This window comes from Stenotrophomonas sp. yr243 (genome assembly GCF_900184195.1).
Taxonomy (GTDB): domain Bacteria; phylum Pseudomonadota; class Gammaproteobacteria; order Xanthomonadales; family Xanthomonadaceae; genus Stenotrophomonas; species Stenotrophomonas lactitubi.
The window spans coordinates 609,456-633,549 of the sequence record NZ_FXWT01000002.1 but is presented as its reverse complement, the minus strand read 5'-3'; the positions used below and the strand labels follow the sequence as shown (position 1 = coordinate 633,549).

Here is a 24,094-nt window from a genome sequence, read left to right as displayed (position 1 = left end):
CGTGCACGACTCGGCGGTGAAGCTGCCGCTGGATCAGTACTTGAAGCGGAAGTTCAGGTAGTACTGGCGACCGTTGCTGTAGAACGAGGTCGGAATGGCCGCGGTCTGGTAGTACTTGTAGGTCGGGTTGTTGAGGTTCAGGCCATCCAGGCTGATGCTCAGCCAGTCGGTGGCCTTGTAGCTCAGCGATGCCGACAGGGTGCCGAAGTCATCCTGGTAGTACGGGTTGGCACCGGACAGGCCGATCAGGAACGACGAACGGCGGGTGTAGCTGAGGCGTGCACCGAAGGTGTCGTTCTCGAAGTAGGCACCCACGTTGTAGGTGTTCTTCGAGGTGCCCAGCAGGTTGTCGCTGCCGTCGGCCCAGGTGTGTTCGGTGCTGCCATCGGCGTAGGTGTAGTTGGCGTTGACGCCGAAGTACTCGCCGATCGGCTGCTCATAGGCCACTTCGATGCCGCGTACCTTGCCGTCGGCATTCCTCGGCCGGGAGATGTTGTATTCCTCGAGGCGATTGGTCAGCTCGCTGAACAGCATTTCCTTCTCGGTGCTGAAGGCGACGTAGTCCTTCAGGCGCATCGAGTAGGCACCGACCGACAGCATGCCGCGCGGCATGAAGTACCACTCCAGGTTGGCGTCGAAGTTGGTCGACACTACAGGCTTCAGTTTCGGGTTGCCGCCGCCGCCGGTACGGTTCAGGTCCGAACCGTAGGACGAAGCGCCCAACGCCGAGAAGTCGGGCAGGGTCTGGGTCTGCGACGCTGCGAAACGCAGTACCAGGTCGTCGCGCAGGTCGAACTTCAGGTTGGCACTGGGCAGCACGCGGTTGTGCTTGTTGTCGAACGCCTGGCGGGTCCAGGCGCCGAACAGGCTGCTCACATCCGGTACGGTCGAACCGGTGGCTGCTGCGTAGGTGTCGATGTCCTGCTTGATGTTGACGTAGCGCAGGCCGACGTTGCCACTCCAGCGGTCGCCGCTGAGGTTGGCCTGCACGTAGGCGGCGAAGTTCTTCTCAGACACCTTCCACTCTGCACCGTAGTTGTGGCGGCCGGTCGGACCGTCATTGCCGGACAACCAGGTGGAGTTGTTGGTCACGGCGTCCTTCAACGCGCCCGGCGTGAAGTACCACAGATCACGCGGGAAGCTGCCACCGATGTTGCTGGCGAAGCCGCCCGGGAAACCGGCAGTGGCACCGTTCTTCAGAGCATTCCAGATCGCGCCCGGGGTTGCACCTTCCGGTGACTTCGACTCACGCTTGTGGTCGCCGAAACGGGCACCGAAGTCGAGCGAATTAAGGACGCCTGCGTTGCTGAAGTACTGGTTGAAATCGACCGTTGCCCACTTTTCCTTGTCGACCGCGGTGACCTGCTGGTTGCCCCAGGTACCGAAGTCGGTCACGCCGCTCGGGCCGATGTTGCCACCGACGTTCCAGTCGATCGGCGAGCCATTACCGTGGGTCGACCAGTTGGCGCCGCCACCGCGGGCCAGGTTGACCTCGGCGATGTACTGGCGCGGCGTATCGCCGGTGCCCTTGGTGTTGCCGGCCTGGAACTTCATGCCCAGGCTGTCGTTGATCTGCCAATCGGCGTCGAAGGTGATGTAGTTGGTCTTGGCCTTCGACTCACGGTAGATCATGTCGTAGACCGCGTAATCGCGATCGGCCTGTCCGGCAAAGGTGGCATTGGTCAACACGCCATCCTTGACCACGTAGCCGGGGTTCGGTGCCTGGCCGGGGATCAGGACCTTGTTGCCATTGGCGTCTTCAACGGTGCGGTCATTGAGGATGCGGCCACCCCACAGCATGAAGTTGCGGTTGTAGTTGTTGGCCTTCAGTTCCGAACTGAAACCTTCCAGGCCCAGGGTCAGGTTGTCCAGCGGCTTGAACTGCAACGAGACCAGACCGCCCTTGCGTTCGCGGGTCTGTTCGAACAGGGTCGAGCCAAGCAGGCCCGGGGCGTACACGCCCGCCAGGTCCGGGTTGGACTTGGCAACGGCGCCGTTGGGGTCGATCTGGAAGAAGCCACCCGGCACTTCCTGCGCTTCGCGGCGCAGTTCGCGCTTCTGGCTGAAGGCCTGCACCATCACGCCGAAGTTGCCCTCATCGTTCTTGTAGTTGAACAGGGCCGACAGCTGCGGGTCGTTCGATTTGGCCTGGTCCGAACGGACCATGCCGATCGAGCCTTCCGCAGTGAACTGCTTGGAGAACTCCAGCGGCTTGCGGGTAATGATGTTGACGGTACCGGTGGTGCCACCGTCCTGCAGCTTGGCCTGCGAGGACTTGTTCACTTCCACCGAGCTGACCAGTTCCGACGGCAGCAGCGAGTAGCTGACGCTGCGGCCGACGTTGTTGCCCTGGCTGAGCACGAACCAGTCGGCCGAACCGACGGTGTGGCCATTGATCAGGGTCTGGGTGAGGCTGGGGCTGGTGCCGCGCAGGCTGACACGGTCGGCTTCGTCGAAGCCGCCTTCGTCGGCGCTGGACGAGCTGATGTTGACGCCCGGCAGGCGCTGCAGGGTGTCGGCAACGTTGTGCGCCGGCAGCTTGCCCACGTCTTCGGCGGTGACCACTTCCACGCGCGCATTGGCTTCGCGCTTGGTGTCCAGCGACTTCTCCATCGAACCGCGGATACCGGTAACGGTGACGGTGTCTAGATCGGTGGCGGTCGGGGCGGCCTGCTGCGCGTGCGCACTGAAGGCGATGCAGCTGATGATGGCGGCCGAAAGCAAGGTCTTGCGGGTATTCATGATGTCTCTCCTCATCACTCGATTGGATGCCGGCGGCGATATGGGATTGCGGTTGCGATGACGTGCGCGGGGCGGCGGCGATGTCCCGGGCATTGGCGTGCCACGTACTGCGTGCTGCGATTGCGTTGAAGCCGTTTGCAGGTTCAGGCGTCGGCGTGGAGCAGGTACCAGCTGGCAGCGCCGATCACGCCCAGCTGTCCGTGTTCGACCACCTTCACCGGGATGCGTGCCAGCGCCTCGCCCATCGGCCCCTTCTGCAGGTAGCGTTCGACGAAGGTGCTGGTACGCAGGTACTCGCGGATCTGCGGCAGGATTCCACCGGCCAGGTAGACCCCGCCGTGGGCGCCATAGAACAGGGCCATGTCGCCGATGGTGCTGCCGAGCAGGCCGCAGAACACATCCAGCGCCTGCCGTGCCAGCGGATCGCTACCGGCCATTGCCGCAGCGGTGACCGCATCGGGGCTGGCCAGCGCCGGTGCCTGGTCCTGCAGTGCGCAGATCGCGCGGTACAGGTTCATCAGGCCGGGGCCGGAGATCGCATGTTCGATCGACACATGCGCGCGGTCGCGCTGCATGTGACGGACGATCGCCATTTCCAGGTCAGTGCTGGCGGCGAGGGTCGGCTGCCCGGCTTCGGTGGCCAGCACCACCGGGCCGTTGGCCGTGGGAATCCACAGCGCTGCGCCCAAGCCGGTGCCGGGGCCGACCACCAGGGTCGGGCCGCGCGGTGCACTGTCCGGGCCACACAGGTGCAGCACGCCACTGGCATCGACCTGTGCGGCGGCATAGGCCACGGCTTCGAAGTCGTTGACGATGTGCACCCGCTGTAGGCCGACGTCGGCCTCGATCTGCCGGGCCGACAACGGCCAGGGCACGTTGGCGGTGATCACCGTGCCGTCTTCGCGGGCATAGCCGGCGGTGGCGACCACGCAGTGCGACGGGCGCGGGCCTTCGGCCAGGAAGTCGGCGAGGATCGCGCTGAGCCCGGCATGGTCGGCATTGCGGTACTTGCGGTAATCGAGCACCTGCACCGGATGGGCATCGTCGCCGCTGGCCTGGACCCGGGCAACACGCACATGGGTGCCGCCAACGTCGGCAGCCAGGAACGAGGGCGCGACGCGGGACAGGACATGGGCCGGGGCGGGATGGCTGGCGGTCACGCGGGCTCCTGCAGCAGGTGAGGCCGGCCCCGGGAAGGGCAACGATGAAGCCGGCGATTGGGGCGGAGTCTGTAACCGCGTTGACAACGATGTCAACGAGTTCGTGACACTTTCGTTGCTGCGCCGCAGCGAATGCAGATCGCCGTAAACGTTTACATGGCGTGAGTGCGGCATCCATGGCAGAACCGTTGCAGCAAGGGGCTTCAAGGGCGAAGCGCATTCAGCGGATGGCCGTGCAGCGGGCTTGCGCAGTGCAGCATCCGATGTGGTGGCCCGTGCATGGAAGTTGACAAACGGTCGTCGTCCACCGAAAGAATGTGACAACGTTGTTCCCAGCCACTCTCCGACGCCGTGTTCTGCGGCCGTCGCCGCAGGAGCCTTCCTGATGTCAGCCGTCCCCGCTGCAAGCGCACGCCCGAACGTGGCCTCGTCCATCGCCATCGTCGGCGTGCTGTTTTTCCTGATCGGCTTCTTCACCTGGCTCAACGGCCCGTTGATCACCTTCGTCAAACTCGCCTTCGAGCTCAGCGAGGTCGGCGCCTTCCTGGTGCTGATGGTGTTCTACCTGTCCTACTTCTTCCTGGCCCTGCCGGCGTCGTGGATCCTGCGCCGCACGGGCATGAAGAAGGGCCTCAGCCTGAGCCTGCTGGTGATGGCAGGCGGCGCTGCGTTGTTCGGTGAATTCGCCACGCAGCGCTGGTATCCCGGCGCGCTCGGCGGCCTGTTCGTGATCGGTAGTGGACTGGCACTACTGCAGACCGCGATCAACCCGTACATCTCCATCCTCGGCCCGATCGAAACCGCCGCACGGCGCATCGCGATGATGGGCATCTGCAACAAGATCGCCGGCATCCTGGCGCCGATATTGATCGGCACCCTGGTGCTGCATGGCATCGGTGACCTCGACGCTCAGGTGCAGGCCGCCGATGCGGCCACCAAGGCCACGCTGCTCAACCAGTTCGCGGCCAAGATCCACGCGCCATACCTGGCCATGGCCGGCTTGCTGGTGGTGCTGGCGGTCGCGGTATTGTTCTCGCCGCTGCCTGAAATCAAGGCCTCCGAGGCCAATGCCACCCCGGCCGGCGCACCGGGCAAGGCCGAGCGCAGCAGCATCTTCCAGTTCCCGCACCTGTGGCTGGGCGTGCTGTGCCTGTTCGTCTACGTCGGCGTGGAAGTGATGGCCGGTGATGCCATCGGTACCTACGGTCATGGCTTCGACCTGCCGCTGGACCAGACCAAGATGTTCACCGCGGTCACCCTGTTTGCCATGCTCATCGGCTACGTGGTCGGCCTGGCGTTGATCCCGCGAGTGGTCTCGCAATCGCGCTACCTGACCATCTCCGCGGTACTGGGCGTGGTGTTCTGCCTGGGCGCCTTCTTCACCCACGGCTATGTGTCGGTCGCCTTCGTGGCGCTGCTGGGCTTTGCCAACGCGATGATGTGGCCGGCGATCTTCCCGCTGGCGATCCGTGGCCTGGGCCGCTTCACCGAAACCGGTTCGGCGCTGCTGGTGATGGGCATCGCCGGCGGCGCGATCATTCCGCAGCTGTTCGCCGTGCTCAAGCAGCACATCGACTTCCAGCTGGTGTTCCTGCTGCTGATGGTGCCGTGCTACCTGTACATCCTGTTCTACTCGGTGGTCGGCCATCGCGTCGGCCTGCCGCAGGACAAGGGCTGATCGGCGATGATGGACGGCAGCCAACCCCAGGAAAAGCCGATGCGCAGAGCGACCATCAAGGACGTTGCCGAAAAGGCCAAGGTCTCGCTGAAGACGGTGTCGCGGGTGATCAACAACGAGCCCTCGGTGATGCAGGCCACCCGTGCGCGGGTGCTGCGTGCCATCGCCGAGCTCGACTACGAACCCGACCCCTCCGCGCGCAACCTGCGCAGCGGCACCACCTTCGTGATCGGGCTGGTGTACGACAACCCGAACCCGTACCACATCATCGGCGTGCAGAACGGCGTGCTCGCCGCCTGTCGTGAAACCGGCTTCGGCCTGCAGATCCATCCGTGCGATTCCAGTTCGCCGCTGCTGGCCGATGAACTGGCCGACTGGGTGCAGCGCTCGCGCCTGGCCGGGCTGGTGCTGACCGCCCCGATGTCCGAACGTCGCGACCTGGTCCAGGCGCTTACCGCGCGTGGCATCAAGCTGGTGCGGATCATCGCCGCCACCGAAGATCCGGCCGATGGCGCCTGCGTGTTCGTCGACGACCGCGAAGCCGCCTATGAAATCACCGAACACCTGATCCAACTGGGCCACCAGCGCATCGGCTTCCTCTGGGGTGGCACCTCGCACCGGTCGTCGGGCGAGCGCTACGCCGGTTACGAGGCCGCGCTGAAGGACTACGGCATGACCGTGGACAAGCATCTGGTGGTGCAGGGCGACTACACCTTCGATGACGGCTTCCGCGGTGCGCGGCGCCTGCTGGCACTGCGCGAACCGCCTACCGCCATCTTCGGTTCCAACGATGAAATCGCCGCCGGCGTGCTGGCCGCCGCGAAGTCGGCCGGCATGAACGTGCCCTACGACCTGTCCATCGCCGGCTTCGAGGACAGCCCGTTCTCGCGCCAGTCGTGGCCGCCGCTGACCACCGCCAAGCAGGCCACCGAGGACATCGCCCGCCATGCCGCGCGCCTGCTGATCGCGCAGCTGCGCAGTGATGCCTACGACGATGCGCCGGCGCCGCTGCACAACCAGGGCTTCGTGCCACAGCTGGTGGTGCGTGGCTCCACCGCACCGATGCGTCCTGCCGCCGCCCGCCCCCTTCCTTCCGATCCTTCCTGAGCCTGCCATGTCGCTGTCCGACCCCACCGCCACCCTGATGTTCGCCGAGGCCGCCGAAGCGGCCGAGGTCGTTGCCCGCCAGTTCGCCCGCAACCATGCCGTGATGGAGACGCTGGCAGCCAGCCTGCGCGCTACGCCGCCGCCGTTCGTGGTGACCTGCGCACGCGGCAGCTCCGACCATGCCGCGACCTACGGCAAGTACCTGCTGGAAACCCAGCTGGGCCTGGTCGTTGCCTCGGCCTCGCCGTCGGTGGGTTCGGTCTACGCCGCACCGTTGCAGCTGCGCGGTGCGTTGTTCATCGTCATTTCGCAATCCGGCAAGAGCCCGGACCTGCTGCGCAATGCCGAGGCGGCCAAGGCCGCTGGCGCGCGCGTGGTGGCGCTGGTCAACGTCGAGGATTCGCCGCTGGCACAGCTTGCCGACACGGTCATCCCGCTGCATGCGGGCGTGGAGAAAAGCGTGGCGGCGACCAAGAGTTACCTCGCCTCTTTGTCCGCGCTGCTGCAGCTGGCGGCGTACTGGAAGCAGGACAGCGCATTGCGCAATGCCCTGGACCTGCTGCCCGATGCGATGCGCGAGGCCTGGCAGTGCGACTGGAGCGCAGTGACCGAGGGCCTGGTGGAGGCCAACAACCTGTTCGTGCTCGGCCGTGGCCTCGGGCTCGGCGCGGCGCAGGAGGCCGCGCTGAAGTTCAAGGAAACCTGCAGCCTGCACGCCGAGGCCTACAGCTCGGCCGAGGTCAAGCATGGGCCGATGGCGCTGGTCGATCGCGGCTTCCCGGTGCTGGCCTTCGCCCAGCCTGATGAAACCGGTGCCGGCACCCGCGCCGTGGCCGAAGAATTCACCGCACGTGGCGCCCAGGTGTGGCTGGCCGGTGCTGGCGGCAACCTGCCGGTCGCTGCTGCGCCGCATCCGCTGTGTGCGCCGCTGCTGACGGTGCAGAGCTTCTACCGCGCGATCAACGCACTGGCGCTGCGCCGCGGCTTCAACCCGGATCTGCCGCCGCATCTGAACAAGGTTACGGAGACGGTGTGATGGCAACCGTGCTGCGCAATGCCCGCATTCTTGCCGGCGATGAGTTCCGCGACGATCTTGCGGTCGTGATCGAAGACGGCCACATCAGCGCGCTGCTGCCCGACGCTGCACCGCAGCTGGGCACGGCCGTCGAGCAGGTGGACCTGGGTGGCGGCTGGCTGCTGCCGGGCTTCATCGATGTGCAGGTCAATGGTGGTGGTGGTGCGCTGTTCAACAACACGCCCGACGTGGCTTCGCTGCGCACGATTGCGCGTGCGCATCGACGCTTCGGCACCACCGCGATGCTGCCGACGCTGATCAGCGATGACCTCGGTGTGATGCGCGAGGCGATCGGTGCGATGCGCGAGGCCATTGCACAGGGCGTGCCGGGCGTGATCGGCATCCACCTGGAAGGTCCGTACATCGCACCGGCGCGCAAAGGCACGCACGATGCCAGCAAGTTCCGCGTGCCGGACGAGGAAGAGATCGAACTGGCGTCGTCGCTGGACAACGGCGTGACCCTGCTGACCCTGGCGCCGGAGCGCGTGCCGCTGGAGACCATCCGCGCGCTGGTCGAACGCGGTGTGATCGTTGCCGCCGGCCACACCGCCGGTACCTATGAAGAGATCCGTGCCGGTCTCGATGCCGGCGTGCGTGGCTTCACCCACCTGTACAACGCGATGTCGCCGCTGCAGGGCCGCGAGCCCGGTGCGGTCGGTGCGGCGCTGGAAGATCGCGACAGCTGGATCGGCATCATCGTCGATGGCGTGCACGTGCATCCGGCCAGCCTGCGCGTGGCGCTGGCGGCCAAGCCGCGCGGCCGCCTGCTGCTGGTGACCGATGCGATGCCGCCGGTCGGTGCGGACGATCCCAGCTACGTGCTGTATGGCGAAACCATCACCGCCATCGATGGCGTAGTGCGCAACGCCGCCGGGTCGCTGGCCGGTTCAGCGCTGGACATGGCCACCGCCGTGCGCAACACCGTGCAGCTGCTGCGCCAGCCGCTGGCCGAAGCCGCGCGCATGGCCTCGACCTATCCGGCGCAGTTCCTCAATGTCGATGATCGCCTGGGTCATATCGCCGAGGGCTACCAGGCCGACCTGGTGCTGCTGGACGATGCGCTGCGGGTGCGCGGTACGTGGATCGCCGGCCAGTACGAGGCAGCTTGACGATGAGCAGCACGCCGCCACGCCGGTTGGGCTCGATCGACGCCCTGCGCGGCATGACCGTGGCGGCGATGCTGCTGGTCAACAACCCCGGTGACTGGAGCGCGGTGTTCGCACCGCTGCGTCATTCCGAATGGCACGGTTGCACACCGACCGACCTGGTGTTCCCGTTCTTCCTGTTCCTGGTGGGCGTGTCGATGGCCTTCAGCGTCGCACCGCGCGCGCTGGATCGCGCTGCACGCCCGGCACTTGCACGTGGGGTGCTGGAACGCGCACTGCGCATCGCCATTGCCGGCGTGCTGCTGCACCTGCTGGTGTGGTGGGCACTGCATACGCACCACTTCCGCATATGGGGTGTGCTGCAGCGCATTGCACTGTGCGCGGCAGTGGTGGGCGTGCTGGCGGTGTATGCGCGCCCGCGCATGCAGATGGCCGTGCTGGTGGCGTTGCTGGTGGGGTATGCAGCGCTGCTGCTGGGCGTGGGTGACCTTGCGCCCTGGACCAACCCGGCCAGCCGTCTGGACACCACCCTGTTCGCGCCTTGGATCTACCAATGGCAGGCCGATACCGGTCTGGGCCATGACCCCGAAGGCTTGCTGAGCAGCCTCGGCGCGTTGGCCAGTACCGTGCTGGGCCTGCTGGCCGGCGGCCTGCTGCGCAGGGGCAGCGCCGGTGCATTGGCTGCGCTGGGTGCGATCACCGCCGTGCTCGGCCTGCTGCTGGCCACCGTGCTGCCGCTCAACAAGCAGCTGTGGACGCCCAGCTACGTGCTGTGGACCGGGGGCTTGGCCGCGCTGGCGTTGTGGCTGGGCCACGTGCTGATCGACCGCAAGGGATGGCCGGCGCTGGGCCGGCGCTTCGGCGTCAATGCAATCACTGCCTATCTGGGGGCTTCGGTGATGTCGGTGATCCTGCTGGCGACCGGCGCCTGGGGATGGGTCTGGCAGCAACTGGCCGTGGCGATGCCGCAGGCGCTGGAGCTGGCCTCGATGCTGCAGGCGTTGGTGTTCGTTGCGCTGTGGTGGGGCGTGGCGTGGTGGCTGGACCGACGTCGCATTTATTTGAAGATCTGAGCGCGGGCAAAGGTAGTAGCGAACGGCTCATCCACGCATGGCGTGGATCTACTGTGCTGGTGGGTTTGCGGGGTCATCCACGCATGGCGTGGATCTACTGTGCTGGTGGGTTTGCGGGTCATCCACGCATGGAGTGGATCTACTGTGCTGGTGGGTTGCGGGCTCATCCACGCATGGCGTGGATCTACTGTGCTGGTGGGTTTGCGGGGTCATCCACGCATGGCGTGGATCTACTGTGCTGGTGGGTTTGCGGGTCATCCACGCATGGAGTGGATCTACTGTGCTGGTGGGTTGCGGGCTCATCCACGCTTGGCGTGGATCTACTGGGCCAGGATTGCAGTAGATCCACGCCATGCGTGGATGCTTTTGGCGGGCCAATGATGGTGAAGGCATTCATCGACATGCAGGCCGCGTGAGCACTTCCTGGGTTCACATCAAAAACGTGACCGCTTGCCTGCAATTTCACCTATCGAAACCATTCATGGCAGGGCAGACTGCGTCAGCAGCGCCGTACATAGCATTCGCAGTTCCTGATCCCCCGACCCAGGAGTGCCGTATGTCACATGCCGTCCCGCCCGGGTACCGCCGGCGTCGTTTGACCGTTTCCCTGTTACAGATCCTGGCGGCGCCGTCGCTGCTCGCCCTGGCCGCCCCGGCAGCCTGGGCGGGATGCGATGCCTCCGCCCCCGTCGCCGGGCAGACCGTCACCTGCAGTGCGGCCGCGCCCAACCCCGATGCGACGCCGGTCACCCTTGGCGCCGGAGCCAGCGGCGTTACCGTGAACGTACAGAGCGGCGCGCAGCTGAGTACCAGCAACGCCAACGCCATCTACGTCGCCCCTACGGCCGGCGGCACCATCAACAACCAGGGCAGCATCGCGGCCAGCGGCACCGTCGGCAGCGGCACCGCCGGAGGCATCAATGCCGATGCCGTGGTGACGGTCAACAATGCCGCCAGTGGCAGCATTTCCTCGGCACAGGGGTACGCGCTGTATCTGCAGGGGGGCAGCGGCGTGGTCAACGACGGCCAGATCGGTGCAGTCGCTGGCTGGGGCATCGCCTTCAAAGGTGCAGGCGACAGCAGCGTGGTCAACCGCGGCACCATCAGCGGCGGCACCGGCGGCGTGCAGTTCGGTGCCGGCAACGATCGCCTGCAGATGCTGGCCGGCAGCATCACTGGCGCCGTCCAGCAGGGCGACGGCAACGACGTGCTGCTGCTCAATGGCGGGACGCTCGACAGCCTCGACCAGGGCAGCGGTGATGACCAGCTGACCGTCAACGGCGGCACCATCACCGGGCTGGTGACGCAGTTCAGTGGTCGCGATGATTTCGTCATGACCGGCGGCACCATCGGTGCCCTGCAGCAGGGCGACAACATCGATACCTTCCGCATGAGCGGTGGCCGCATCGTCGGCGCGTTCGAAGATGGCGACCAGGCGTGGATGACCGGTGGCCGCATCGGCCGGGTCAACATGAAGCTGGACAAGAACCTGTGGGACATGTCCGGCGGCACCGTCGACGGCAACGTGGTTACCGGCTTCGACACCGACACCATCATCATCTCCGGCACCGCTTATATCGGCGGCAACATCAGCGTCAGCGGCGGCAATGACAGCGTGACCATCACCGATGGCACCGTGCGTGGCCAGGTGCTGTTGAGCACCGGCAACGACACCTTCAACTGGAACGGCGGCGGCATCGTGTACGGCGCCATCGACGCAGGCCCCGATGACGACGTGGCCACGCTGAGCAACCTCAACCAGGGCAACATCGGCGCGGTGCCGCTGTTCGACGGTGGCAGCGGCAATGATCGTCTCCGCTTCAGCAACGTCAAAGGCAGCGGCGTCGCGCGTTTCCAGAACTGGGAAGCGATCAGCCTGGCCAGCAGCACAGAGCTCACCTTCGATGGCGATCTGGTGCTCGGTGACAATGTCAGCGGTACCGGTTCACTCACCCTGGATGACACCAGCACGATCTATGCAGGCAGCGGTACGCATGCAGTGCGTCCTTTCAGCGGCAGCACGTTGGTCAATGTAGTCAACGCCGGGCGCATCGATCTGACCGGCTCCGCGCCGGGCGATGTATTTACCGTGCGCGGCAACTACCGTGGCGATGGCGGCGGGCTGTACCTGCGTACCGTGCTGGCGGCGGACAACGCCACCAGCGACCGGCTGGTGATCGATGGCGGCACGGCCACCGGCAGCACCGGCATCGGCATCCTCAACGCGGGCGGCAGCGGGGCAGCCACGCTGGTCGACGGCATCCTGGTGGTGCAGGCGCTGAACGGTGCCACCACGGCGCCCGGTGCGTTCTCGTTGTTCGCACCGGTCTCGGCCGGCGCCTACGAGTATTTCCTGTTCAAGGGCGGCGTCAGCGCCGGCACCGGCGAGAACTGGTACCTGCGTTCGACGGTTGCGGTCGGGCCGGCCCCCGCGCCGAACGGTGGTGGCGAAGTGGTTCCGCCGCCGCCGCCGACACCGCCGGTCGCACCGCCGCCGCCGATTCCCCCGGCACCACCACCGCCACCGGAAGGTGCCATCGATCCGAACCTGACCGCCGGTGAGACCGCGCCGCCGCCGCCGCCGCCGGAACCGCCGCCCGTGGCACCGCCCAGCGACCCGCCGGTGCCGGACGTGCCGGTGGCCGGGGGCAGCCTGCCCGGCACCGGTGCGCCACCGCCCAGTGCGGGAGCAACACCCGCCGCGCCGGACGAGAACGGCCTGGTGCTGCTGTACCGCCTGGAAACCGCTGCCTACGCCGTGGTGCCCCCGCTGCTGCGTGAGACCTCGCTGGCCAGCCTGGGTACCTTCCACGAGCGCCAGGGCGAACAGCGCCTGCTGTACAGCCAGGGCGCGTTCCGCACCGCGTGGGGGCGGCTGGTGGGGCAGAGCAGCGAGATCCACTGGAAGGGCGATGCACGGCCCGGCTTCGATGGCGACGTGATGGGCGTGCAGGCGGGCCTGGACGTCTGGGCCGCTGCCGCCGATAACCATCGCAACCAGATCGGCGTGTTCGTCGGCCGTACCCGTGCCGATGGCAGGATCACCGGTCTGGCCGTGGGCTGGGACAATGTGCTGGTCGGCCAGAGCCGGTTGGACGACAAGCACGTGGGCCTGTACTGGACGTTGACTGACAGCAGCGGCGGCTACATCGACGCAGTGGCGATGCAGAGCCGCTACGACGGCCGCACGCGTTCGTCGCGCGGGCTGGGCATCGACCTGAAGGGTGATGGCACCACGCTGTCGCTGGAAGCGGGTAAGCCGCTGCTGCAGATCGGACAGTCATCGTGGTGGCTGGAGCCGCAGCTGCAGGTGATCTGGCAACGCAGTTCGCTGGATGACCAACGCGATCTGGTGTCCACCATTTCCTTCGACAACGACAACGCCTGGACCGGCCGCGTCGGCCTGCGCCTGGCGGGTGATTACCAACTGGCTGACAACGGCTGGCAGCCGTATTTCAAGTTGAATTACTGGCATGGCCGCTCGGGCGAGGACCGAATCCTGTTCGACAGCGATGCGATCATCAATTCGCAGCGGTCACGCGCATTGGAAGCCGGTGTCGGCGTGGTCGGGCGCTTCAATCGCACGATCAGTGCATATGCTGTGGCCGATTACACCCGCGAGCTGGGTGGCAGCGACAACGGCAAGCGCCGCATCATCGAAGGGAACATCGGCCTGCGTGCGGATTGGTGACGCTCGCCGCGTTGGCTGCTTTGGTGGGTGCCGACCTCGGTCGGCACAAATCCAACCGGCGCCATGACCCGCTCTGGTAGGTGTCGACCTTGGTCGACACGAATCCAGCCGGCGCCATGACCCGCCCTGGTAGGTGTCGACCTTGGTCGACACGCCTTGGCAGCAGTCAATCAATTCCCATACACCTGCATCACAACGGCGATCGCCCCAGCAACGCACCCGCGTGATCGGCCAGCAGCTGCACCGCATGCAGCAACCCTTCCTCTGTCAGCGGCGGGCATTGAGCCTCCGCGTCGTCCAGTTCACGCGCGGCCTGTGTCGCCAGCAACACGCCACCCAATGCCGACAACGCCAGCAGGCAGCGCGTGGTGCAGGCCAGATCGCGGGCACGCGCCGGCGTGATGCGCAGTTCCGTCCACGGCTCGCCGTCGGCGGCGTGGCAGCGCGTGACGTCGCGTAACCGCTTGAAAAAGGCCGGCGTGGGAGCGGCTTCCTCGGCTTCGGTCAGCGCGTCTTCCAACGCCTCGGCAGTCGCGTTGGACAGCTGCAGGTCGGGCAGTGCATCGCCCAGCAATGTGTGCAGGCGCGGATAGGTGGGGTAGAGCGTGGTCATGGCAACAACCTCACAAGGCAAGGCCACCTGCGGGATGCAAGGTGGCGGGCGGTGCGGGTTGGCGTGCCGGTGAAGCTTTCCAGAGGAAATGAAGCCGGCGGATCCTGAAGATCCCCTCGCACCGCCCGCCGCAGAACGACGGACGGTGCATTGTTCGGTCCTGCAACGTCGTTGCAAGCCCGCCTCTGAAAAGCTTCGTTCGGGACGCCAATCCCGGCCAACACAGAACGCGCTGGCATAAGGAATTTCACACGCTGGCCGGCCTGTTGGAATGAGTGAAGTTGCAGATTCCCGGCGGGTGCATGTCGTGCCAGAAACGACGCGTTGCGTGATAGCGCCAGGCCATTGGACACAGTTATCCTTCCCATTCACTACATGACATGGAGTCGTCAATGCTGAAGTACAGGGATGCGCGCGTAGCCATGCTCGGCATGCTTCTGATTCCATCCGCTGCCGGAGCGGCGGAAGCTGCGGTCGAACTGCCTACGCCTGAAGCACGTGACCAGATGTTGCAACTGCTGGAAACGCAGTCGCTGTATCGCGACCGCGTGGACTGGAGCGAGGTGCGCATGCAGCTGGCTGCCGCTGGCAGTGACCGCGTTCTGCAACGCCGTGTGCTGGATGAGGCGGCTGCACGCAGCAGCGGAGGGCATGGGCGATGGATCTCGCCCGGCGAGCAGCACCAACGTTCCCAGCGCGCCCAGCGTTTGAACGGGGGCCAGAGCGCTGCCTTGTCCGCGTCTCGGCAGGACAACCCACGCATCGGCATATTGCAGGTGAGCCCCTTCGTTGAGGATCTGCGAAAGAGCGAGCAGGAGCGCTATACGGCGCGCAAGGCGTACGCGCTGGCGCTGCAGCAGCGCATCGCCACCTTGGATGATGGTGCACGGTGCGGTTGGGTGGTGGATGTAAGCAGCAATGGCGGCGGCAATATGTGGCCCATGCTGTTGGGACTGTTGCCGTTGCTGCATGGAACCACGGATCCCGAGGGAGGTGTGATTGGTGGGTTCCGCAGTGCTGGCGGCCTGCAGCCCTGGCGGCAGGGGGAGGGAGCGGTGACGGCCGGCGGCAATGGCTCGCTGCGCTCGCGTCAGGCCACCTACACGTTGCGGGTGTCGCCCGCACCTGTCGCGGTCGTGATGGGTGCAGGCACGGCCAGTTCCGGCGAGGCCGTGGCGCTGGCGTTCCGCGGTCAGCCGGGCAGCCGCAGTTTCGGCCAGCCCAGCGCGGGCCTTTCCACCGGCAACCGCCCGGTTCCTCTGTTAGATGGCTCGATGCTTGTGCTGACAGGGAATGTGATGACCGACCGCAGTGGACAGGGCGATGGCGCCAAGCTGCAGCCCGACCAGATCACGCCTAGTGGCCCTTCCACCCTGCTGGCCGCAGAAACATGGTTGCTCGCCCAGCCGGCCTGCAAGGACGGCTGAGCCATGCTGCTGATCGGCCAACACGAGAGGGTGATGATCGTCGGCCCGACCGAGTCCCACCACTGCCTGCGCTGCCAGGCTGAAACCGAATTCGCCCCCCAGCTGCGCTACAAGATGGCGCGCATCGACCTGCTGTTCGGCTTCGTCTACCAGCGCCGCTACGAGCTGGCCTGCACCGGCTGCGAGCACGGCTGGGTGCTGGATACCGAAAGCATGGACCAGCAGCTTGGCGGGGTGCCGATCCCCTGGCGGCATCGCTTCGGCCTGCCGGTGATGCTGGTGGTGGTGGCCGGGCTGGCAGTGGCGGGGTGGGTGTGGCGGATGGGACACGGTGGAGGCTGACCGTATACCGGAAGTACCCCTTGCGGACTATGATCGGACTGGCGCTGGCCCCGTGGAGCTTCCATGAACATTCGTCCTATTCGCACCGAAAGCGACTATGAGATCGCATTGGGCGAGATATCGGCATATATCGACAACGAACCCGCCCTGGACAGTGAAGAAGGCGACCGCTTCGAGATTCTCGCCACCTTGGTGGAGGCTTACGAAGCGAAGCATTACCCGATCGAGCTGCCGGATCCCATCGAGGCAATCCGCTTCCGCATGGAGCAGGGCGGTCTGACCGTCAAGGACCTGGTGCCCTCCATTGGTCAGCTCAACCGCGTGTATGAGGTGTTGAATCGCAAGCGTGGATTGACCCTGGAGATGATCCGCAACCTGCACCGCAACCTGGGCATTCCAGCGGAAAGCCTGATCGGCCGCTGAGGTTCATCCTGGTGCGGGATGGGGTGTACGTAGCCTTGTGCAGGGCCTGCTAAAGTTGCAGCCAGCAATCACGTACCGGAACCCACCATGGACCACGAAACGCCGTTCGAACCCGCCAACGACCTGGAAGTGCGCTTGTTGCAGGCCCAGGATGGAACCCTCACGGCCTCGCAGTTCCTCGATGGCCTGCTGACCGCGCCGGTGTTCGTACTGCTGGACAAGGCCATCGGTGAAGACGGTGCCTGGGACGAGAGCATTTCGCCGCTGGTGCTGACCAGCGAAGGCGGGGAGCCGATGTTCGCGGTGTTCACTGCGCCCGAGCGCGCGGAAATCTGGCATGAGCAGCTGCCGCAGTTTGCCCATGCCATGCCCATCGCGGTGCATGCGCTGCTGTCAGGCATCGGCGAGGGCGTCGGCCTGGTGCTGAACCCGGGCCTGGACGTGGGCATGGAGATGATCCCCGACGCGGTGGCGCAGCTGAAGGAACGTGCTGCGGCGATTACGCGTGGGATGGCGCACTGATAAAGCTGTGGTTGCCGGCCAGCGGCCGGCACTACCAAGTGCTTCAGCGGGCGGCGGCGATCGCCTTCACACGCGCCTTGGCCAGCGCTTCGCCAATGGCTGGACCCTTCAAATGGGTGGTATCCAGATCACGTGCCTGCACTGACAACGCCGCCTGGTGCAGGCGCTTCAGCGTTTCGCCCTGAGGGTAGTCGCTGTCCTCGAAACCGAGCCGACCGCGCTTGTCGGCCTCGCAGCACAGCGCGATGCGGGCCACCCGTTCCGGCCGGCGCAGTGCATCGCAGCGGCCCAGCAGTTCCAGCACGGTGGCATCGCGCAGCTCGTCGATGCGATGCACGTTCAAGTGTTCGCGACAGACAGCCTCGGCCAACTGCTGGTGCTCGGCTGGAATCTTCAGGCGCGCGCACAGTGCTTTCAGCGGCTTGATGCCGCGCTGTTCGTGCATGATGTGGCGCGGCCATTCCTCGGGCGGGGTCAGGCCCTTGCCGAGGTCGTGGGTCAGTGCAGCGAAGCCGACCAGATCATCGCCGGGCGCCAGCTTCGCAGCCATGTCGCTGACCATCTCCTGGTGGACGCCGGTATCGACTTCCGGATGGAATTCCGCGCGCTGCGGTACGCCGTACAACGCTTCCAGTTCCGGCAGGATGGGGCCAAGAGCGTGTGCCTCGTGCAGAGTCCGCAGGAACGCGGACGGGCGTTCGCACACCAGTGCCTTGCGCAGTTCCTGCCACACACGTTCCGGCACCAGTGCGTCGAGCTCGCCGCTGGCGGCAATCTCGCGCATCAACGCCATGGTTTCCGGCGCGACGGCGAAGCCGAGCGAGGCGAAGCGGGCCATGAAGCGCGCCGCACGCAGCACGCGCAGCGGGTCTTCGACGAAGGCGGGACCGACATGGCGCAGCACGCGCTGCTCGATGTCACGTGCGCCGCCATAGGGATCGACCAGCGCGCCGCTGTCTTCATCGCAGGCAATGGCGTTGATGGTGAAGTCGCGGCGCTGCAGGTCTTCTTCCAGCGTCACCGCCGGATCGGCATCGACCACGAAGCCGCGGTAGCCACGGCCGGATTTGCGTTCGGTGCGCGCCAGCGCGTATTCCTCGCCGGTCTTCGGGTGCAGGAAGACGGGGAAATCACGGCCCACGGCGGTAAAACCCTGCGCTTCCATCTGCGCGGGCGTGGCGCCGACGACGACCCAGTCACGGTCGCCGGCAGGGCGCTGCAGCAGGCGGTCGCGCACGGCGCCGCCAACAAGATAGATCTTCATGGTCGGGATCATCGCATGCCCGACCTGTAGAGCCGAGCCCATGCTCGGCTGCTCAGGCGGTAGCGCTACCGGACAGAACAGCAGCCGAGCGTGGGCTCGGCTCTACAGAAGGCGGGCGATCAATCGCCGCCCTGGTCGGCGTTGGCGGCGCAGGTGAAGCTTTTGCGCTTGTCCACCAGGCGGCCCATCAGGCGGTCGCTCAGCGGCAATGCGTCGCCATTGAGGCGCCAGTCGTAGATCACGCTGAAGGCCAGTACGCGGGCAACATACTCGCGTGTTTCCTTGTAGCTGATGGTCTCGATCCACAGGTCCGGATCGAAGCCCGGGCGCTGGGTCTGCCAGCGTGCAGTCGGCGTCGGGCCAGCGTTGTAGGCGGCGATGGTCACGTAGGGCAGGCCCTCGTACTTGTTCATCAACTGCCGCAGGTACGCGGTACCGATGGCGATGTTGGTGTCCGGGTCGTACAGGCTGTCAGCGCCGCCGTAGCCGGTCAGGCCGATGGACTTGGCCACGCCGGCACCGGTCGCCGGCAGCACCTGCATCAGGCCCATGGCGTTGGCAGGCGAACGCGCGCGTGGGCTGAACACGCTTTCCGCACGGATCTCAGCGGCCACCCAGGCAGGGTCCAGCGCATTGCGCGCCGACTCGCGGCGGATCGTGGCGTCGTGGTGCAATGGGAAGCGCAGGTCGTACAGGCGCTGTTCCTGCTTCTGCTTGCCGAGGGAGAACACTGCGCGGTCGAACCAGCCGTTGTCCTGCGCCACGCGTACCGCGAGGCGACGCTGGGTGTCATCGAAGCGCGACAGTGCGTTGTTCCATTCGGCCACCGCCCAGCCGGCGCGGTCGATCTGGTACAGCGCCATCGCGCGCTGGATGGCCGGATCGCGGGCCACCACGGCCTGCGCCTGCGCGCTGTCGTTGGGCTTCCACGGGCACAGCGTGTAGGGCTGCTGCAGCTTGTCGGCCGCCAGGAAGCCATGGAAGGTAGGCGCGCGTGCGGCTTCGCGGAACAGCGGCTGCGCCTGCTGTGCCTGCCCGGTCTTTTCCAGCATGCGTCCTTCGAAATAGCGCCAGCGCGAATCGTTGCGCTGGGTCGGGCCCATCTTGCGGATCGCTGCCAACGTCGCCGGCCAATCGCCGCGCGACATCGCTTCGCGTGCGCGCCATTCGTGCAGGCGTTCGTCGTAGGCCGCATCGGGTACGGCATTCAAACGGCGGGCAGAGTCGGGCAGGTAGGACGCCACCGTCCACAGGGCGATCTGGTAACGCACCTGGCCCTGCTGTTCGGCGCTCAGGCCCAGCGCCTGCGCGTACTGCGGCAGCTGCTGTTCGGTGGCGTCCGGGTCGGCCTTGGCCAGCTTCGCCAGGCCGTCGGTGGCGATACGCCGGCTGCGCTCGTTGCGCGGCCAGTTCAGGGCACTGGCGTTGGGCTTGTCGACGAAGGCGGCGTAGGTGTTGGCCAGCGCCAGATCGCCCGCCTGCAGGCCGCGTGCGGCCGAACGCATCACCGCCGGCTGCTGGGCATCGGCAGCGGCATCGATGCGCTCCCAGCGCAGGGCATCGCTCATGCCACCCTGCGCCTGCAGCACGGCGAACACGGCGTCGCAGGCATCGGGCAGCGACTTGCCGTTCTTGCGCCACAGATCCTGGGCTTCACCGATCCACTGCGGGTCCACCTTGCCGGTGGCCTGGCGCGCTGTCAGCTGCGCACAGCGCAGGCCGAGGTTGTCGGTCGGCACCCAGTTGGCCAGCAGCGTCGGCCAGTCCTGCCGGCGCGCTACAGAGGGCAGCCAGGCGCTGCGGAAGCTGTTGGCCACGGCCTGGCCCTGGTAGCGCTTGAGGAAGGCCTGCGCCTGCGCCGTATCGACGGTGTCGATGTTGCGCCGCAGGTTGGCGAACTCCAGCCAGCCATACGCCGGATGGCGGCTGAGCGCGGCGGCCTGGCCGGGATCGAACTGGCCACGTTCGGCAGCCGCGATGGCGGCCTTCAACTGGGCGTTCTGGGCATCGAGGGACTGGGCACTCGCGCAGCCGATCAGCAGCGTGGTGGCCAGCGGGAGCAGGGACAGGGCGGTCGAAGATCGTCGGGTCATGGCGACCAGCATAGCGGGCAGTGGCTGAATTCAGTTTCTCATTGCGTACACGGCAGCAGAGGGCAACGACAGCTGAATGATGATGTGATCCGCACTGCCGCGAGGGCGGCTGCCCGGCGTAGGTTTGGGCTGGGGCGACCGGCCCTGCTGCAGGGAGCGGCACATGGCATTCAGTAGCGCAGGAAGAAGCGGCCCACTGGCGGACATCAACGTCACGCCACTGGTGGATGTGATGCTGGTGTTGTTGATCATCTTCATCGTGACCGCGCCGATGTTGTCGCGGCCGATCAACGTGCAGTTGCCGCAGGCCACCGATCGCGTGGTTGATCGCCCCGAGCCACCGCCGCCGATCGAGCTGCGCCTGGATGCGTCCAGCCAGTTGAGCTGGGACGGGCAGCCGATGGCCATCGGCGATCTGCAGTCGCGCCTGCAGGCGCAGGCCAGTGAGCATGCCGGCAACCTGCCGGAGCTGCGCATCAGCACCGATCCGTCGGCCGAGTACGACGGCATGGCCAAGATCCTGGCCGCCGCCGAGGCCACCGGCATGCAACGCATCGCGTTCGTGCAGTGATGGCTTGACCGGTGCGGCCTTCCATAGGGAGGGCCGCACTAGGGCAGCAGGCTCTCGGAAGCGCGCCGATGTAGATCGCCGCCTTCGGTGAATACGTAGCCAAATGACGTTATCTGCTTTCAGAATCGTCAAATCTGCGTGAAAGAGTGTCGGGCATCACGCCGCGATCTTTACCGCTTGTTTACAAAGGAGACGCTGCCGCCATGCAGGGGGGAGCGCGGCAGTCCATGTCCCGACATTCCTTTGGAGAGAGAGCGAATGAATTACCTGCACCACCGCCCCTTGGCGGTTGCCGTCGCGCTGTGCGTGACCGCCCTGGCACCGATGGGTGCTGCTGCCCAATCGACCACCACCAATCTGGACGCGATCGAAGTCACCGGCACCCGCATCAAGCGCGCTGAAGTGGAAGGCCAGGTGCCGGTCCAGACCCTCAATCGCGCCGACATCGAACGCACCGGCCTGACCTCGATCGGTGAAGTGCTGCAACAGCTCACCGGCTCAGGCTCGGCGCTCAATGCCAAATTCAATTCGTCGGGCAACTTCGGTTTCCCGCCCGACGGCAGTGGCGTCGGCGCGGGTTCGGCGCAGGTGGACCTGCGCCATCTGGGTGCCAAGCGTGTACTGGTGCTGGTCGATGGCATCCGCTGGGTCAACGAATCCTCGGCCTCGGGCGTGGGCTCGGCCACCGACCTCAACACCATTCCGCTGGCCATCGTTGAACGCATCGAAGTGCTGGAGGACGGCGCGTCATCGCTGTATGGCTCCGATGCCATCGCCGGTGTGGTCAACATCATCACCCGCCGCGATTTCGATGGCGGCCAGGTGACGTTGAACTATGGCCAGTACGGCAAGGGCGATGGCACGCAGAAGGGCGTGGACCTGGCCTGGGGCAAGAGCGGCGACCGTTACAGCCTGTTCCTGGGGGCAAGCTGGACCAAGCAGGACCCGGTGTATGCGAAGGACCGCGAGCAGTCGCGCTTCCCGATTCCCGGCACCGGCCTGGCCTTCGGCAGCGGCGGCATTCCGCAGGGACGCTTTGCCTTCGTCGATCCCAACACCGGTGCCGAACAGGACATCGTGCCCAACACCGGCGTGAGCAGCCCGCGTTACGACGGCAGCGCCGGCTGCAACCGCACCGACGACTACCACTGCTTCACCAGCGCCGACCGCTTCAACTTCGCCGAGTACAACATGGTGCTGACGCCGTCGGAGCGTAAGGGCCTGTTCGGCCAGTTCCGTTTCGACATCACCGACAACGTGCAGTGGTACGTCAAGGCACTGGGCAACCGCCGCGAGTCGACCAACCAGGCCGGCCCGGAGCCGCTGTTCTTCGGTCCCGATGGCGCCACCGGCAATCCGCTGGCCGACAACATCGTGGTCTCGGCACTGAACCCGTACAACCCGTTCGGCTTCGACCTGGTGTCATCGGGCAACATGAGCCTGATCGGTCGCCGCCCGGTGGAAGGTGGCGCGCGCGTGTTCGAGCAGCAGGTGGATACCACGTACTTCGCCACCGGCCTGGTCGGCAACTTCCAGGCAGCCGACCGCAGCTGGTACTGGGACGTCAACGGCATGTACAGCAAGAACAAGGCCGAGCAGACCAACTACGGCAGCTACAACATCTACAACGTCAACATGGCGCTGGGCGATCCGGCGGTGTGCGCGGCCACGCCAGGCTGCGTGCCGCTGAACATCTTCGGTGGTGCAGGTTCGATCACTCCGGACATGCTGCGCTGGATCCAGCCGGTGGTGCGCGACCGCAGCCAGAACGAGCTGAGCCTGTTCACCGCCAACCTGTCCAGCGATCTGTTCACCCTGCCGGCCGGCCCGGTGTCCTTCGCCACCGGCCTCGAACACCGCAAATACAAAGGCTCGTACCAGCCTGACCCGCTGACGGTGATCGGCCACTACAACGGCGTACCGTCACAGCCGACGTCCGGTTCCTACGACGTCAATGAAGCGTACCTGGAGCTGAGCGTGCCGATCTTCGCCGACTCGGCACTGGGCAAGAAGCTGGACCTGAGCCTGGCCGGCCGCTACTCGGATTACTCGACCTTCGGTGGTGAGTTCACGCCTAAGTACGGCCTGCGTTGGCAGGTGACCGATGACTTCGTGCTGCGCACCACCTACGCCGAAGGCTTCCGCGCACCGTCGATCGGTGAGCTGTACGGTTCGGCTGCGCGCGCCGACCTGCAGTTGTTCGATCCGTGCTCGGTGGGCCTGGGCGGCACACCGCCGCGCGGCAGTGCGGCCAACTGTGCCTCGCTGGGCGTGCCCACTGGCTTCCAGCAGGCCAACTCGCAGATCTCGGTGACCACCGGCGGCAACCGCGAGCTGGAACCGGAGCGGTCGCGCAGCTTCAGTGCCGGCTTCGTGTGGAGCCCCTGGTTCGGCAACGATGCGTCGTGGTCGGAGCGCTTCGACGTGGAAGTGACCTTCTACCGCCACAACATCGATGGCGCGATCCAGGCGATCAACGCGCAGACCCAGCTGGACCTATGCGTGGATACGCTGGACCCGATCTACTGCGATGGCATCACCCGTGCCAGCACCGGTGCGGTCAGCAGCTTCAACAACCGCTTGACCAACCTGGGTTCGATCAAGACCGACGGCTGGGATGTGGATCTGTTCTGGACCCTGCCGCAAAGCTCGATCGGCCAGTTCAAGCTGGGCTGGAAGAACACCTTCGTCGGTCGCTATGAGGCCACCGGTGCGGCCGGCCAGCGGCAGCCGCAGAAGCCCGGCGTGGAAGTGGCTGACAGTTCGATTCCGGAATGGACCAGCAACGCCAGCATCGGTTGGACGCTGGACAACTGGAGCGCCAACTGGACGGTACGCCATATTTCCGAACTGACCGAAGACTGCGGTGACGCCGTGGCATTCCCGGTGTGCAGCAACCAGGCTGCCGGCACCAACACGCTGTCGGCGACCACCTTCCATGACGCGCAGGTGGGCTACAAGATCGACTGGATGAAGGGGCTGCAGCTGACGGCCGGTCTGAACAATGTGTTCGACAAGGATCCGCCGATCTGCCTGTCGTGCTCGTTGAACGGCTATGACGCCTCCACCTACGACATCCCGCGTGGCCGTTACTGGTACCTGCGCGCGGACCTGCGGTTCTGATGAGGGGACGGCGCCGGGCTCAGCCCGGCGTCCCCATGTGGAGGTAGAGCCGAGCCCATGCTCGGCTCGATCGCCCACAACGTT

General features: G+C 66.0%; 17 protein-coding genes. 12 read left to right on the top strand and 5 right to left on the bottom strand.

Translation table 11 applies throughout. The features are described from left to right. Positions 1 to 33 precede the first annotated feature (33 nt). Both QOL57_RS09550 and QOL57_RS09545 read right to left on the bottom strand, forming a co-directional pair. Complete coding sequence (locus tag QOL57_RS09550) at positions 34 to 2,742, bottom strand: TonB-dependent receptor (protein WP_089236896.1); 2,709 nt, start codon at positions 2,740 to 2,742, stop codon at positions 34 to 36. Between the two features lie 143 nt (positions 2,743 to 2,885). Then, a complete protein-coding gene (locus tag QOL57_RS09545) occupies positions 2,886 to 3,902 on the bottom strand; it encodes a glucokinase family protein (RefSeq protein WP_089236894.1) in 1,017 nt (338 codons plus the stop codon). A 385-nt stretch (positions 3,903 to 4,287) separates the two neighbouring features. Between QOL57_RS09545 and QOL57_RS09540 the strand changes: the two genes are divergently transcribed. The 6 genes from QOL57_RS09540 (at position 4,288) to QOL57_RS09515 (ending at position 13,632) form a co-directional block, all read left to right on the top strand. Next, the gene (locus tag QOL57_RS09540) at positions 4,288 to 5,580 is read left to right on the top strand and encodes a sugar MFS transporter (protein WP_089236892.1); all 1,293 of its coding nucleotides are present in this window, start codon (positions 4,288 to 4,290) and stop codon (positions 5,578 to 5,580) included. A gap of 39 nt (positions 5,581 to 5,619) precedes the next feature. Further along, positions 5,620 to 6,687 carry a LacI family DNA-binding transcriptional regulator gene (locus QOL57_RS09535; protein WP_025878684.1) on the top strand — a complete coding sequence of 356 codons (1,068 nt, stop codon included), beginning with the start codon at positions 5,620 to 5,622 and terminating at the stop codon, positions 6,685 to 6,687. A 7-nt stretch (positions 6,688 to 6,694) separates the two neighbouring features. Beyond that, positions 6,695 to 7,723, top strand: a complete 1,029-nt coding sequence (locus QOL57_RS09530) for an SIS domain-containing protein (protein ID WP_089236890.1) — start codon at positions 6,695 to 6,697, stop codon at positions 7,721 to 7,723. After that, entirely contained in the window at positions 7,723 to 8,871 is a 1,149-nt protein-coding gene (gene nagA, locus QOL57_RS09525) for an N-acetylglucosamine-6-phosphate deacetylase (protein ID WP_089236888.1), read from the top strand. Before QOL57_RS09530 ends, nagA begins: the two co-directional genes overlap by 1 nt. A gap of 2 nt (positions 8,872 to 8,873) precedes the next feature. Beyond that, positions 8,874 to 9,941 (top strand): DUF5009 domain-containing protein, encoded by a 1,068-nt coding sequence (locus QOL57_RS09520; RefSeq protein ID WP_089236886.1) that lies wholly within the window; start codon positions 8,874 to 8,876, stop codon positions 9,939 to 9,941. 556 nt (positions 9,942 to 10,497) lie between these two features. Beyond that, positions 10,498 to 13,632, top strand: a complete 3,135-nt coding sequence (locus QOL57_RS09515) for an autotransporter outer membrane beta-barrel domain-containing protein (protein WP_089236884.1) — start codon at positions 10,498 to 10,500, stop codon at positions 13,630 to 13,632. A 190-nt stretch (positions 13,633 to 13,822) separates the two neighbouring features. On the opposite strand, the gene QOL57_RS09510 is transcribed toward QOL57_RS09515, so the two are convergent. Further along, entirely contained in the window at positions 13,823 to 14,245 is a 423-nt protein-coding gene (locus tag QOL57_RS09510) for a hypothetical protein (RefSeq protein ID WP_089236882.1), read from the bottom strand. A gap of 392 nt (positions 14,246 to 14,637) precedes the next feature. Between QOL57_RS09510 and QOL57_RS09505 the strand changes: the two genes are divergently transcribed. The 4 genes from QOL57_RS09505 to QOL57_RS09490 all read left to right on the top strand — a co-directional run bounded on the left by QOL57_RS09505 (position 14,638) and on the right by QOL57_RS09490 (position 16,959). Then, positions 14,638 to 15,672, top strand: coding sequence for a S41 family peptidase (locus QOL57_RS09505; protein ID WP_157803062.1), 1,035 nt, complete (start codon positions 14,638 to 14,640; stop codon positions 15,670 to 15,672). A 3-nt stretch (positions 15,673 to 15,675) separates the two neighbouring features. Beyond that, a complete protein-coding gene (locus tag QOL57_RS09500) occupies positions 15,676 to 16,014 on the top strand; it encodes a hypothetical protein (RefSeq protein ID WP_089236878.1) in 339 nt (112 codons plus the stop codon). Between the two features lie 63 nt (positions 16,015 to 16,077). After that, positions 16,078 to 16,437 (top strand): transcriptional regulator, encoded by a 360-nt coding sequence (locus tag QOL57_RS09495; RefSeq protein ID WP_089236876.1) that lies wholly within the window; start codon positions 16,078 to 16,080, stop codon positions 16,435 to 16,437. Positions 16,438 to 16,524: 87 nt separating this feature from the next. Continuing rightward, on the top strand, positions 16,525 to 16,959 hold the full coding sequence (locus tag QOL57_RS09490; RefSeq protein ID WP_049467432.1) for an SseB family protein: 435 nt from the start codon (positions 16,525 to 16,527) through the stop codon (positions 16,957 to 16,959). 43 nt (positions 16,960 to 17,002) lie between these two features. Here QOL57_RS09490 and QOL57_RS09485 read toward each other — a convergent pair whose 3' ends face one another. Both QOL57_RS09485 and QOL57_RS09480 read right to left on the bottom strand, forming a co-directional pair. Next, a complete protein-coding gene (locus QOL57_RS09485) occupies positions 17,003 to 18,223 on the bottom strand; it encodes a multifunctional CCA addition/repair protein (RefSeq protein ID WP_089238106.1) in 1,221 nt (406 codons plus the stop codon). 119 nt (positions 18,224 to 18,342) lie between these two features. Then, on the bottom strand, positions 18,343 to 20,328 hold the full coding sequence (locus QOL57_RS09480) for a transglycosylase SLT domain-containing protein (protein ID WP_089236874.1): 1,986 nt from the start codon (positions 20,326 to 20,328) through the stop codon (positions 18,343 to 18,345). Positions 20,329 to 20,479: 151 nt separating this feature from the next. Here QOL57_RS09480 and QOL57_RS09475 point away from each other — a divergent pair, with 151 nt between their 5' ends. Next, on the top strand, positions 20,480 to 20,887 hold the full coding sequence (locus QOL57_RS09475) for a biopolymer transporter ExbD (protein ID WP_025878672.1): 408 nt from the start codon (positions 20,480 to 20,482) through the stop codon (positions 20,885 to 20,887). A gap of 258 nt (positions 20,888 to 21,145) precedes the next feature. Then, the gene (locus QOL57_RS09470) at positions 21,146 to 24,010 is read left to right on the top strand and encodes a TonB-dependent receptor (RefSeq protein WP_089236872.1); all 2,865 of its coding nucleotides are present in this window, start codon (positions 21,146 to 21,148) and stop codon (positions 24,008 to 24,010) included. Positions 24,011 to 24,094 lie beyond the last annotated feature (84 nt).